Below are 12,482 nucleotides of genomic sequence, written 5' to 3'. Positions count from 1 at the left end.
GGTCGAATTGAACCCTAAGTAAGTTCTATTTTTCCTGATCCGACAGGCATTCTCGGTTTAACGCGCCGTCACAACTTCAACTCGACCGGTGGATCGAGGTTTAGGCGGGAGAGATTCGACCCTGCGGACGCATTCAAGCTAGGACAATGAGCGGAACGACGAGGCACCTCGCGTGTGATCAGTTGGTTCACTCGTCGGGTCGGATCTCACGCCCTCGCTGGTTGCATTGGCTGCCCGCAAGTGGGACCTCATACGGGAACGCCCCGCAAAGACAGGGCCCCGCACACCGTCTGAGCGAACTTGTCCCGTTTGACCTGTCGCGTAAGGAAATCCCGCCAAGGCACGTCAACTGCGACAGGCTGAGGACCGCGTTCGGGTCACGTCTGCTCAAGACAACGACATGACTTTCAACGAACTTGATAGCCGGATTGACCGAACTAGGTGGCAAAAGTCCGAACTAGCCTGGCACTCGACAGTGTGTGTCGCGTGACAGGCCAGTTCGGACAAATTGCCACGTCCGGACAAGCGGAATGACGCGGAAGTCGGCAGGCGGATCGCGGTCGGTTTTGTCAACCTACTCCGGACACGCGCGACGGCCGAGTCGAATCCGACGAGCGTCTGTTCGGATGTCGCTAGTCCGGGGAAAGCCGGAAGAGGTACGGCCAGGGCAACTATTTGCCCTGGCCGTACCGCTGGGTCACCTGACCTCGGAGTCGATCCCTATTTCGGAGTGTTGACGGTCACGGTTCCGGTAATCCCGGCCATCGAAACGGCTATCGAACCGCCATTGGCTGAAACAGCCACCAGCGACGCAAGCCCAAGCAACAGTTTGGTAATCAGCATCTTCACTTCACCCCCTTCCCTGGTGTCGCGGTGCGGGTGTAGTTGACGACAGCGGACGCTCATCCGCGAGCGGGCTTGCTGGTGAGGTGCCAACCGGCGCAGAGTTCGCATTCGTAGCCGCGGTGCTCGCGTCGACGCGAGTTGGGGTCCAGTGCTCGCGCGGCTACGGCGGAGTGAAGAGCGTGGACGACTGCACCGTGATCGGGGAACCTACGTTTTCCACAAGAGCAGGAGCGATTGCCCACCAGCTGTCGACGCCGATGGCCGACACTGGGGCCGGGTGATAGCACGAGCATGCTCAGACTCCGATCTGCTGGGACGATAAAACTGTGAATATATACACCATAGACAAAACCGAGAGAAAGATGCAAGTGAAGATAAACACAAATGGACGCATCTCTCTAACATGAATAAGATATGGTTATGGACATGAGACGAGGAACACCATCAGCTAAGCTCTTTGGCCATCTGCTCTCACTGGTGCGGTCGTTAGGGACCAGGGGATCCATGCGGCAGGTCGGGGAGAGCATTGGAGCACCGGCCGCGACCGTGTCTCAGGTCGAGAAGGGCCAGCGGGCCCTCAAGGCACCGAAGATCGCGCTGTGGGCTGCTGCCCTCGAGGTGAGCGAAGCTGATCTCCACGAACTCTGGGTGCTCTGCCAGGGTCTGGTACCCGTAGGGCGCGATCAACCCGTCTTCTACAGCGACCGGCCCGACGCGCTCGGCTCGGACTTACTAGATGCCGACATCATCGAGACGTTGCAAGATCGGCCTGATCTTGAAGCGATCTACCGACTCGCAGTACGAATCACTGCTGTTTTGAGGCGGCTTCTTCCCGACGCATCGATTCGAGTAGAGCCGGACGAGTTCGATCCCTCCTACACGCCCCACATGGACGAAGCGGGCGCATGGGTGATCTCCCCCGATGCACAAATGAAGCTCGAAGCAGACTTCGCAGCCTTCGTCCCCCTACCGGGCATCTGGATCTATTGGGGCGATACGCAGGCCCGCGGTCGCAAGCTCGAATTCGACTCGCGGGAAGGGGTACGGATGCCGCTCTTGCAGATACCCACCCCAATTGTGCGGCGTCGCGGCAAGTCCGTGAATACGGTGGAGTTGGAGGACCTGATCCGAGAACTGTCCGGACCCGAAAGGGAGCGGGTGCGCGGTTACGTTGAGGCAATCGTCGAGCAGCGAGCTACCCCGGACGACTAAGGCTCGCCAGATCGGGCTGGCGCTGCGAGCACCGTCGAGCCAGATAATCGGGAGGCAAACCGCACGGGACGGTGAGTGGCAGGCCAATTCAGGCCGGTCTGCTTCAGGGGAAAGCAACTAGCGTCACGCTCGGCCATCACGGATCGCGTTGCCAGCCGATCGCGCGATGGATAGCGCGAGATTCGGGTCGACATCGTCATACTTCAGCTGGCGCATCGCGTGGGCGTAGGCGGTCGCGTGCACCGCATCACTCCCATCGCAGGCAGAAGCCCACTCGCGACACGCACGAATGAAGTCTTCGTAAGGCGAGTTCTCGACGTATCGATCCAGCTCAGCCCAGGCGCCGAAGTCAACGGCTCTCGCCCAATCGGTATTCCTGCCGGGCCCATCCTTGTGGAAGAGCAAACTCAATTCCAGAGTGAGGGGGTCCAGTGACGCGGAGCCTTCGCCCAGGTCGCCGAAATCGATCAAAAATGGCCGCCCCAGACTATCAATGAGAACGTTCTCGCCGTGAAGGTCGCCATGAACCACAGCTTGGCGTACTTCCACCGCGAGCTCTTCGAGTCCCGTGTCGACGTCGAGCCCCTCAACTACGTGGTCGGCGCAGCGGGCCTGCCTCATCTGTCGCATGTTCGTGGAGAGCCGCTGGTGGCCCGACTGCCACGGGGCGAGTGACCGCCGAAGGCGAAAAACCGCTTCCGCCGCGGCCGAAGGATCGTCGCGCAAAAGCCGAAACATCGAGACGCAATCGGCGTCACCCAAAGTAGATACGAGAGCCGCTCTGGTTCGAAGGCCAGAAACGATCGGTGGAAGCGCTGGCGCAAAGTCACCCGGTTGAAGACGGTTTGGAACATACAGATTGAAACGTTGATACTCATCCACCGCCTCAGCGCGGTCAACGACCTTTAGGAAGATCCTGGCGGTCGCGCCATTGTCAGCAATTAGCGTCACGCGTCCAACGGTCGCGCCAGACAGGCCCGCCGCGTACCCGATGATCACTGATGGATGCTGAATGCGGACCGCATAGGAGCACACGGCGCGAATAAACATCTCGTCATCGATGCCAGTGGCGTCGACGTTTGAGTACGAGCGCAACTCGTTGAGGGCCGTTTGAAGGCCTAGTAAGAGCCTCCCGGTTTCGTCCAAATCGTCCTTCTCGGTGAGCTGAACCATCGGGTAGTCCGCAACGCCGAAAACGTCAGATGTCCCGCCCGTTGAAAGCTGATCACGGACGTTTTTCGCGGTAGCGAAGGCGGTCAGGAAGATAATTGGTGTTCCTGGCATGAGTTCGCGAGCGTAGGCGTGCACAGCCAACCCATGTCGCTCATCGATATCAGCACTGCCTGGTGTCGGGGGTATGCGGAGATCGCAGATGATCAGATCGAAGCTCTCGCCATTGAGCGCTTCCAGTGCAGAATCACGGTCGCCAGCGATTGACAATACTGATTGGGGGCAGGCTCCATGTATAACCGGCATGATCTGTCGGACGCTTCGATCCTCGTCTTCTACCAGCAATATCTTCATTCGACCGAGTCCCCATTTCCCTGTGACCAACGAATCTCGCAGGCCGTTCCCGCGTGCTGACGGCCGCTGAGCTTCATTGAGCCGCTGCAGGAAAGCATGGCTCTCTGAGCGATCGTCAGGCCCCACCCAAAGTGTTCATCTTTGGACTTTTTGGTCACGCCGGGCTTCCATACTTTGTCACTAGAGCTTGGCAGCCCGACGCCCTCATCAAGAATTACCACCCAGGCTTCCCGACTTGTGAGACCGGAATTAACAACCACCTGCTTTCCAAGCCCCTCACTTGCCTCCACCGCATTCCTAAGCGCATTTCTCACGGCAAGTCGAAGTAGGTCAGGATCGCCCTTGACGATCAATGGGTCTTTACGGGTAGTTACGGCTTGTTCGTCTGTGAATTTGCACTCTCGAATTTCGGCGGCCAAGAACTCAGACAAATCGAATTCGACGGTCACCGGCGCGGCAGCAGCCTCGTTGAGTCGATTAATCGTGTCGAGAAATGCTCGAAGTCGATCGATTGTAGTGCTGGTTTGAGAAGTGACGTAGGCAGGTACCTCGGTACTGGCTTCTGTTCTAACGTCCAATACCAGCGGGCGCATCTCATGCAAGATCACCTGAGTCACTGACTGGATCGCTTCGGCTTTGATCCCCTCCAAATCGCTTGCGCCTGGGCGAACGATCCAGGATTCCTCGACGTGGCGGTCCTCCCCGCCACGGGCCCAATTGGCAAATGCGCTATCGAGCGCGTTTTGCACCCAGGAGTCCTTCTCCACGCTCCTAATTCGGCGCATGCGTTGCATGTCGGCAGGTGCTGGAGAATTCAGAAGCAAACGCGCGCCGCGTAAGCGATCGGCGGCTTTCGGCGACGCAAGAAGGTCAGACATGGAGGTCTCATCGGACATGTCGAGTGTCTTTCTCATAGAACGCAGCTCGGGAGGCAAACGCTTCTTTGCCTCCTTCCATGATTCGCGTGACCGCGTTCACGACAAATGGATCTGACAGAGGGCCTTGATGCGACACGAATCCGTGTTCTCCATCTGAGTCCATCACCACGACCCACTCCGCTTCTCCAAGCACCGGGATATTTGCGTTGTGGGAAGTGAATATGAATTGATCTTCGAGCTGCCTCCTGCTGAGGACGGGAACGAGTGTGGTCGCGATGAAGGCGTTGTCCAAGTGATCTTCGGGCTGATCCATGACGAGTGGATCTCCATGATGTCCGAGAAGCACTGGCAAGACAACGGTGCAACGCTGGCCGATTGATAGTCGGTCGCTCGGCTTGTACTCAATGCCGTCCAGCAGGTCGAGTCCCACACCGTCTTCGATCAAAGATGCGATGATGTCAGCCGCTCCGTCGCTCTGAAGGCCGTTGATCACTGAAGCAGCGCGATCATTTGAGATCCCGAGGACGGTGGCTAAGGCAGCCGCGTCACCATTTTCGACCCAGCCAACGAGTTCGTGTGGCGACACTTCGCGAGCGAGTTGCGGCGCGAGCGAGTTGTAGTGGATCCCGCTGCCACGCAGTCCGGCGATAATCGCGGCACGATAGTGGTCGACGTTTTCAGAACGATTCAGCCTGACTCGGACCGCTGGTGAGAGCGCCTGGTTGAGAGCTGCGACGATCGTTTCTCGCTCTGCAAATACGCCATCCCGAAGAGTTTCGAGCTGGTCGTACAGTCGGTCTCGATCGGCAGATACCCCCACGAACCGTAAGCGGCGCTCCTCCAACCTGCTGCGAAGCGCTTGAAGGTGACCATATTGGGCCTCTAGCTCCGCAACACGGCGAGAAGCCAGACCGATTCCTGTCTGAGCTTGATCCAGCTGCTGCCGAATTGCGCGGCTGCTGCTATCGATCTGAGCCTTTAAGTCAGTCGTTGTGACCCGTGCTTCAGCAAGGCCATTTTGAATAACACTGAGCAACTCTGCTGCTTTCCCGAGCGAGTCGACGATCGCCGGGATTGCTGATCTCTGGTTGGAAAGTAGGTCAACTCCCGCATAGTCAGGCCATTGTTGGAGAATGGAGGGGGCCTCGTAGCGAAGCCTGTTGAGCGCATCGGCGAATGACTGAACTTGCGCGGCATCCTGGCTGACAACTGATTCTCGAGCGGCGAGGACTTGGCCTGCAGCTTGAAGAGATTGCAGGTTGTCTTGCTGCTCCTGCGTGGCCTGCGAAACCCGCAAGAGTCGTTCCTGTTCAGCGACGGCTCTTTCAAGCTCGCTCGTGAGCGGTGCTAACGCTGCGACTTCCTCGGTCAGCGCGTGGCCTTCTGCCATCAGTCCATTGATCTCGACGGTGAGACTGCGCAACTCTGCGCGCAAAGAATTCATCGCTCGTTCGCTGGGCTCTCTTCCGGTCCGGAACCGGTCAATGAGGTGTAGCCGACCCGAGGCTTGAGCACCCACCGCTTCGACCTCGTTTTGAGCCAATACCGTGCACTCGACAGTTGTGGGTCCGCCGGTACTCGTTACATGACCGGAAGCGGACCTAGTTACCGTCCAACTCGATCCCCCTTCAGTGAGGGTTAGGGCTACTGCACCGCCCTCGAGGATTGCGATGGCTTGTTGCGAGCCTTCCAGAGCGGCCTTGTCAGTAAATGAACCGGCAGACAGGCAAAATCGAATCAACTCAACAATGGAGGTCTTGCCCGTTCCTCGGGCGCCAATTATGACGTTAAGGCCTTGGGTGAAAGTGACGTCGAGTCCCGAGAGGAATCCTTCGGTCTCAACTTGCAAACGCTCGATCCTCAAGGCTGCTCCTCCGGCATTGCTAGATTGATTGATCTTTCCACGAGTGCGGTACAAATCGTGGCAGTCGCATGGTGAAATTCCGTGCCATGCGGGCGTGCTGCTGGGCGGATAACTCGCACCGAAAGGTCTTAACTTACGTCCTTGACCGCCGTGTTGCGTACCGGTCTCGCCTTAGCGTAGACGGGTTGGCCTTGACCCCGGAGAGTGGACACGGGTTAAGGGGCGAGTTGGGTCTCTGCGGCCTGTGACGAGTACTGCAGCTGGAAGTCCACTGGCGTGGAGTGCCCGATCGAGGAGTGGCGGTCCTCGATCCACGCCGCGATCACCTAGGGCGAGCGGTGTCAGCTGTTCCACGTGACTACGCGGCCATACTGTAAACGAGGATCCGGTCGGCCGTATTGCATTTCGGGCAGCCTTTGGACTGACGTCGGTTCTGCGTGGTCTGTTGGTGGTCGTGTTGGCTGGCTCTGCACTTCCACCACAGCTTGTGGTCACTTGGGAACATCTCGTGGGCGTCTTTTGGATTGAGGTAAGGATGGAGTTCGAGGGTGAGCACGGGTTCGACGGTGCCGAGGTCGTTGTCGCCGGCCCGAAGTTTCCGGCTGCAGCAGTATTTGCATCCCAATCCGAGTGTGACCTTGTCGATCCGGGCTTGGTATGAGTGGTTTTCGTTGGTCTCGCAGAGCCACCACATTTCGCGGCGCTCGCCGTGGGTGACGTGTGCGGCGGTGAGGTAGCCGTTCAAGGTGGGGTGCAGGCGGGCTGCTACCTCGGGGTGGGTTGCGGCGAGGCTGTCCTCGAACAGAATGGTTTGCTCTCGGCCGCATATGTTGCAACCGCGCTTGCCAGCGACCAGTTCCCAGGGGCGTGCGGGGAAGACGTGGCCTTTGTCGCACCTCCATTTGGCGAGGAGGTTCGATCCGGCACCGACAGTAGCGGGGGAGCAGTTTTCTGCCCATCCTTGGGCCCACATCGCTGCAAAAGATGGGTCGGTGGTGACCATGCAGTTCGAACCGGAGCGGATGGTTCGGTTGGAGCAGATGGGGCAGTTGTAGGTCGGGAGTGTCTTTTTTGATGGGCTGACGTCGTGGCTGTGGCCTTGGGGGCAGGTCCACGAGTGTTTGGTGCTGGAGTTGGTGGCGACGTCGGCGGCGGTGAGGCCGCCGTTTCGGTAGATGTCGAATTGAGCGGCCGCTGCGGGGTTCATGGTTTGGAGGTCGTTGTCGCCAGGCCGAACGCGGCGGACGGTGCAGAGGCCACAAGCAGGGCTGTACATCGTCGGCGTCATGGTGCCGGGCAGCGTGACGGGCGGGAGGTACATGACGGTGTGCCCGTTCTTGCAGGTGAATGATCGGGGGTCCGTGTCTTGTTCGCCGGTGTTAAGGGAGTTCAGGTGTGTAATGGTGACGGCTGCAGTGACCGGGGTGTCGCCAGTGGTCGCGAGGTAGTCACCGATCGGTTCCAGGTCGCCCGTGGCTGCGACAAGCACGGCAGCAGTCTTGGGTCGAAGAGGGTAGTCGTGCTGCCAGTCGGGGGTGAAGGGCACGCCCATCGTAATTGCGTTTCTCAGAGCGAGGGCGGTCGGGTGGAGGTAGATCCAGAGTGCGCGCGTGATTGCGGGGGAGGGTCGTCCGACACTGTCGATGACGAGGGTGTTCAGGTGGGCGTATGCGTTCGCGACGGTGCCGGAGGGGGTGAAGAATCGGCGGGCGAAGCTGTCAGCGGTGAGGGCGTGGATCGTTTTAATGACGCTAGCAAAGACGAGGGGCTCTGCCTGCTCCAGGGGCAGGCTGGGGTGGAGGTCGGCCGCGATCGCTTTGGTGGTGAGTAGGTAGAGGCGCACGTCGATGAGGCGTTTGCGGCGCAGTTTTCGAAATGTGATCTGGGCTTGGACGGCGTCCGGGGTGACTTGGTGCTGTTTGTTGGCGTGGCACCATAGGCCGGCCCAACGGGAGTGCCGGATGCAGACCATGTTGTCGAAGTGAGGGTTTTGTTCGACGATGGCCCCGTGGGTGCAATGTGTGCAGGCGAATCGTTGCGGGAGCGTGTCCCGAAAGTGGTCGCAGGAGAGGAAGCCGTCTTTGAGCCAGCCAGCGCTGTTGGGGTCGAGGAACAGTGCGCTGCGTTTCGTGGTGGCGGTGAGAGCGCGCATCCATCCGTCATGCTCGGCGGTTTCGCTTCGGCCGGTAGCGAATTCTCGGGTCAGCATGGCTCGGTGGGTGTCGTCGCAGAAGTTCGCGGCGAGGAGCCGAATGCTGTAACTGTCGAGGGTTTCGCGGTGGAAGGGGCGCACGTCAAATGGAAGGCGGCTAGTGGGGGTGTTCATGCGCTGGCCAGTCCGATCAACGGGTACTGCTGGGTTTTGTTGCTTTTGCCGAGGGCTGCCATTTTCACTTTGTAGTTTTCTTCGGCGAATTGGTCAAGTTTTACGGTGTTCATGACGGCTTCTGTGAGGCATTCCTCGGTGTATTTCGCCTTCGTAATCAGTTCGATGGTCGCTCCGGTGAGGAGCTTGGCCAGACTTCCGATTGATCCGGATGTGCGCAGGTAGAGGTAGTCGCGCAGTAGCTTGAGGCTGCCAATTTCTTGGTGGCGCAGGGGGAGTTTCTTTTCGAACGCGGCGATTAGTCCGGTCCATGTTTTGCGGTCTGCTGCGTCGGCGAGGTTGAGGCGTTCCATGTCGAAGATGCTGAAGCGGCCGCGGAGCTGCTGGCCTTTGGCCCCGGAGAGGAGTTCACCGTTAGTGAGACCGAAGCCGGCGTACACGAACGTGGCCGGGACCTCGTTGTGCAGGTTTTTCAGCACGTCCACGGATTCGCCCAGGCCCACGCTTCGTCCGACGAGGTTCTGCAGTTCATCGACGACGATCAGTTGGGTGCCTGCGGCGATGAGTGCCTGCACGACTCGCTGGCGAATTTCTCCCATGGATTCGCGTCCGGTGACGGGGAGGCGGAGGAATTCGGCGAATGTTTTCATGAGCAGTTTTCCGTTGGATGCGGCGGGGACTGACACGTAAACCACGGGGAGGTGTCCGTATGTTTCGTAGTCGGGGAACATGCGGGTGTATTGAGAGAACACGGTTCGCATGAGGGCTTTGGCGGTTTCGGTTTTCCCGACGGTGGAGTCGCCGTTGAGCATGAGGCCGGCGTGACCGGAATTGCGGCCGACGTTGACGGCGAAGGCCTGAGTGAGCAACCGGATGGATTCGGTGACGTGCGGGGTGGCGATGACGATGCCGCCGGAGGTGTAGAGGATGCGGGAGCGGTCGTAGGAGGTGCGGGCGTCCGTCGTGAGGGCGGCGTAGTCCGCGTCGTTGAGGATCTCCGGACGGGGGACGCTCGTGTTCAGGAACGACGTGAGGCCGTCGCGGTCGTGGAGGGAAGCGGGGCGGTCATTGTTATGGAAGAGGATGGTCATGAGAGGTTTCCTTCGGGGTTAAATTCGGAGAGTTCTGCGGTGTCGTCGTCGTCATCGTCGAAATCGGCGGGTAACAACATTGGTTGTGCGGGGGTGGGGAGCTGGTGGAGGGGGGTGCCGGCGAGTGTGGCGCCGACGAGGGCAACTTCTGCCCTCTGGGCGAGGCGATTCTCCGCCTCGGTGGGTTCGATGTTGTCGGGTTGAAACGCCGCGAAGAAGGGACTGTTTTGAGCGTTCCAGTCGCGGATCGTGCATTCGATGAACGAGCCGTCGGGAGCTTTAGCCCACACCGCGGACGGGTTGTATGGGTCGTAGTGCAGGACCATGGAGTTCTCCCGGCCGCGGAACTGGTGTAGCTCCGGGGAGTCGTAGAAGTGATTCGCGTGTCGGAGACCGGTGGAGGTGAGGGCCTTCTTGGTTGACGGCAGCAGGGCGAGGTACTGGTTCCTGCTGAGGGGGATATCGATCGTGCCGGTAGCTGCCGCGGCGGCGGCAGCCATTTGGTTCGGGGAGAAAAGCACGGTGGGATGCAGGGGGTCCTGCAGAGAGCCGTGCGGCAGGTTCTGCCACACGTTTAGGACCCAGTCGTGGAAGAGTTCCTGCACGGCGTAAATGTCCAGGAGGTCCTTGCGCTTCTCGATGTCTTCGCCGCGAAATTCGACGCCCCGGCCGACGTATCCGGCGAGGTGCTGGGTGAACATCGTGCCGATGGTCTTGAACATGCGTTCCACGATCGATTTACTGGTCGGGGTGCGCGGCGGGGAGAAGATGACCCGCATGTGGAATGCCTCGGCCGCTCGCAGGGTCGGGGTCGATTTGAAATCCTTGCCGTTGTCGATGACCAGGATGCGCGGGTACACGTAGGGACGGTGGAGCGCGAGCCGGGCAAGATCGTCATGTCCGAGCAACGTGCAGGTGGGGTTTTGCTGCTGGACCATGTCGCGAAACCGGCTGCGGTCAGGCTGGTTCTGGATCGGGGTCAAGGCCTGGGCGATGAGGCCGACGTGGTCGACGTTCTTCGTCGCGACGAGGCGAAATGAATAGGCGAGGATACTGCGCGTGGCGACGTCGATCATAATCGTCAGCGTGGGGCGTTGCGGCTTTCCGTTGGGGACTTTGACCAGAAGGTCCAACGGGGTGGAGTCCAGCTGTACTTCGGCGCCGGGCAGGACCTGGACGTGTTTGGCGTAGGGCCGGTCAGGGCGGTCTGCCAAGGAGCGGCGAGTCTTGGCGCTGCCGGTGGTGTGCTTGTTTCTTGTGTAGTTCTCGATCAGCCGGTACATGGTTCGCTGCGACGGCAGCTGCGGCGCGTCGGCGCCGTACTGGAGAGTGAGCTCGGCCCGGGTGAGGTGAATCAGCCGCTGGTTTGTTCCCGTTGATTCGCCGCGTTGGGCGGCGATGACGTCACAGAGAGCTTCGATGACCTGCCTGCGATCCTGACTCGCGGAGTGTTTACCCGTCAGGGCGCGGCCGTCGATGAGGGCTGTTTCGCCGGCCTTTTTGAATGCGGACAGCTTGGACATGAGTGTTGAGCGGGCCATCTTCAACTCGGTCGCTTCGAGCTCGAGGAGTTTGGACTGGACCCGCTGCTCCTGCGTGGTGGTTTCCGGGTCGAACTGGGCCCGTGGCTTGCTGACGTTGGGATTCTCACCGGTGGTGATTTCGCGCAAGTGATCAGACAGGGTGAGCGTGCGTCGTTGTTGCGTATCGGAGAGCGATGAGATGAGCCGTCCGTCGGCGATCGGGGCCGGTTCCAGGCCCACGACACGTTGGGATAGTTCGGCCAAGTGCATGGTGACGTACTGGCCCGTTGCGGTGGAGCGCATTTTGATCAGGCCGGCGCTCAGTTGGATGAAGGTGTATTCGCCGTCGTCGAGTTCGATGGGGGCAGTGATGTCAAGCGTGGGCATGGGGGCTCCGTTCAATGAGGGTGGTGCCGTCTATTCGTTGGGTCAGATCGGTGTGTACTACGCGAAGCCACAGGAGGTGGAAGAGTGCGGAACGGCCAGAGGCGAGTGAGTCTGGCGACAGAATCTGGGCCGCGTCGTCGAATCGCGTCGGCCCGGTGAGATCCGCGAGCAGACGGTTTGTGGCGTCTTCTTCGGGGCTGAACAGGGGATGGGTGAAGTTGCTGAGCCATGTCAGGTTGGCCTGCACCTGCTCGGGGAGGCCGGCGAGGACCTGGTAATCCCAACCCACAGCCGCGCACACGGCCTGCGTTTTCGCGAACTGCTCGAGCGCTTTCGAGGTGATCTTCGAGGCGGGTTTGATGTCGTAGACGACCTGGCGATTGTTGGTGTGCAGTGCCATCAGGTCGGGGACGTGCCGGCCGCCGTCGGCGAAGACCATCTCCATCGGCTGAGCGGCGATCGCCGTGATCGACTCGACGTGGTCGAGGTACATCATCATGTTCGCCTCGTTCAGCGACTCGTGCCAGACATGAGACTGCGTCTGGGAGAAGTAGTACAGCCCGTAGTAGTTCCGCTGTCGCGGATACGACGTCGGCTTGCGAAATGGTTCGGCGAGGTAGAGGTGCCTGCTCAGCAGGGTTCGGTCAGCTGGTGCGTGCAGCGTCGTCGTAGCGGTGGGTTTCCATCGCACCAGGGCATTGCCGCTGAATCGCAGCGACTCGTCAACGATCAGGTCCATCAGGTCTTTGTTCATGACTACTAGATGCGCGGCACCATTTTGAAATGCAGAAAAAACTGCCGAAAAGCAGCATAGACTGCCGATAAATAGCA

9 protein-coding genes are annotated in these 12,482 nt (G+C 59.8%); 1 reads left to right on the top strand and 8 read right to left on the bottom strand.

Features of this window, described 5'->3' with window-relative positions; all coding sequences use genetic code 11:
- Window positions 1–720 precede the first annotated feature (720 nt).
- Complete coding sequence (locus E3T43_RS19535) at window positions 721–849, bottom strand: hypothetical protein (RefSeq protein ID WP_255454204.1); 129 nt, start codon at window positions 847–849, stop codon at window positions 721–723.
- Window positions 850–1,266: 417 nt separating this feature from the next.
- Between E3T43_RS19535 and E3T43_RS12690 the strand changes: the two genes are divergently transcribed.
- Window positions 1,267–2,058: a helix-turn-helix transcriptional regulator gene (locus tag E3T43_RS12690; protein ID WP_134472681.1), complete on the top strand. Its 792-nt coding sequence runs from the start codon at window positions 1,267–1,269 to the stop codon at window positions 2,056–2,058.
- 123 nt (window positions 2,059–2,181) lie between these two features.
- On the opposite strand, the gene E3T43_RS12685 is transcribed toward E3T43_RS12690, so the two are convergent.
- From E3T43_RS12685 to E3T43_RS12655, 7 genes are all read right to left on the bottom strand, one after another.
- Entirely contained in the window at window positions 2,182–3,582 is a 1,401-nt protein-coding gene (locus tag E3T43_RS12685) for a response regulator (RefSeq protein WP_134472680.1), read from the bottom strand.
- A complete protein-coding gene (locus E3T43_RS12680; protein WP_166791321.1) occupies window positions 3,579–4,478 on the bottom strand; it encodes a HAMP domain-containing sensor histidine kinase in 900 nt (299 codons plus the stop codon). The genes E3T43_RS12685 and E3T43_RS12680 overlap by 4 nt, the downstream gene beginning before the upstream one ends.
- Window positions 4,468–6,324: an AAA family ATPase gene (locus E3T43_RS12675; RefSeq protein ID WP_166791320.1), complete on the bottom strand. Its 1,857-nt coding sequence runs from the start codon at window positions 6,322–6,324 to the stop codon at window positions 4,468–4,470. The genes E3T43_RS12680 and E3T43_RS12675 overlap by 11 nt, the downstream gene beginning before the upstream one ends.
- A 358-nt stretch (window positions 6,325–6,682) precedes the next feature.
- Entirely contained in the window at window positions 6,683–8,650 is a 1,968-nt protein-coding gene (locus E3T43_RS12670; RefSeq protein WP_134472677.1) for a zinc-ribbon domain-containing protein, read from the bottom strand.
- Complete coding sequence (locus E3T43_RS12665; RefSeq protein WP_134472676.1) at window positions 8,647–9,741, bottom strand: TniB family NTP-binding protein; 1,095 nt, start codon at window positions 9,739–9,741, stop codon at window positions 8,647–8,649. The genes E3T43_RS12670 and E3T43_RS12665 overlap by 4 nt, the downstream gene beginning before the upstream one ends.
- The gene (locus E3T43_RS12660; RefSeq protein WP_134472675.1) at window positions 9,738–11,651 is read right to left on the bottom strand and encodes a Mu transposase C-terminal domain-containing protein; all 1,914 of its coding nucleotides are present in this window, start codon (window positions 11,649–11,651) and stop codon (window positions 9,738–9,740) included. Before E3T43_RS12660 ends, E3T43_RS12665 begins: the two co-directional genes overlap by 4 nt.
- Complete coding sequence (locus E3T43_RS12655) at window positions 11,638–12,405, bottom strand: TnsA-like heteromeric transposase endonuclease subunit (RefSeq protein WP_166791319.1); 768 nt, start codon at window positions 12,403–12,405, stop codon at window positions 11,638–11,640. Before E3T43_RS12655 ends, E3T43_RS12660 begins: the two co-directional genes overlap by 14 nt.
- Window positions 12,406–12,482 lie beyond the last annotated feature (77 nt).

The organism is Cryobacterium sp. Hh7, from assembly GCF_004403155.1.
GTDB classification, from domain to species: Bacteria; Actinomycetota; Actinomycetes; order Actinomycetales; family Microbacteriaceae; genus Cryobacterium; species Cryobacterium levicorallinum.
This window is presented reverse-complemented; position numbering and strand designations above follow the sequence as displayed.

Excerpts from the sequence above, each read along its gene's own strand:
- E3T43_RS12690 (WP_134472681.1), top strand. The coding sequence starts at position 1,267 with ATGGACATGAGACGAGGAACACCATCAGCTAAGCTCTTTGGCCATCTG.
- E3T43_RS12665 (WP_134472676.1), bottom strand. The coding sequence starts at position 9,741 with ATGACCATCCTCTTCCATAACAATGACCGCCCCGCTTCCCTCCACGAC.
- E3T43_RS12660 (WP_134472675.1), bottom strand. The coding sequence starts at position 11,651 with ATGCCCACGCTTGACATCACTGCCCCCATCGAACTCGACGACGGCGAA.
- E3T43_RS12670 (WP_134472677.1), bottom strand. The coding sequence starts at position 8,650 with ATGAACACCCCCACTAGCCGCCTTCCATTTGACGTGCGCCCCTTCCAC.
- E3T43_RS12680 (WP_166791321.1), bottom strand. The coding sequence starts at position 4,478 with ATGTCCGATGAGACCTCCATGTCTGACCTTCTTGCGTCGCCGAAAGCC.
- E3T43_RS12655 (WP_166791319.1), bottom strand. The coding sequence starts at position 12,405 with ATGAACAAAGACCTGATGGACCTGATCGTTGACGAGTCGCTGCGATTC.
- E3T43_RS12685 (WP_134472680.1), bottom strand. The coding sequence starts at position 3,582 with ATGAAGATATTGCTGGTAGAAGACGAGGATCGAAGCGTCCGACAGATC.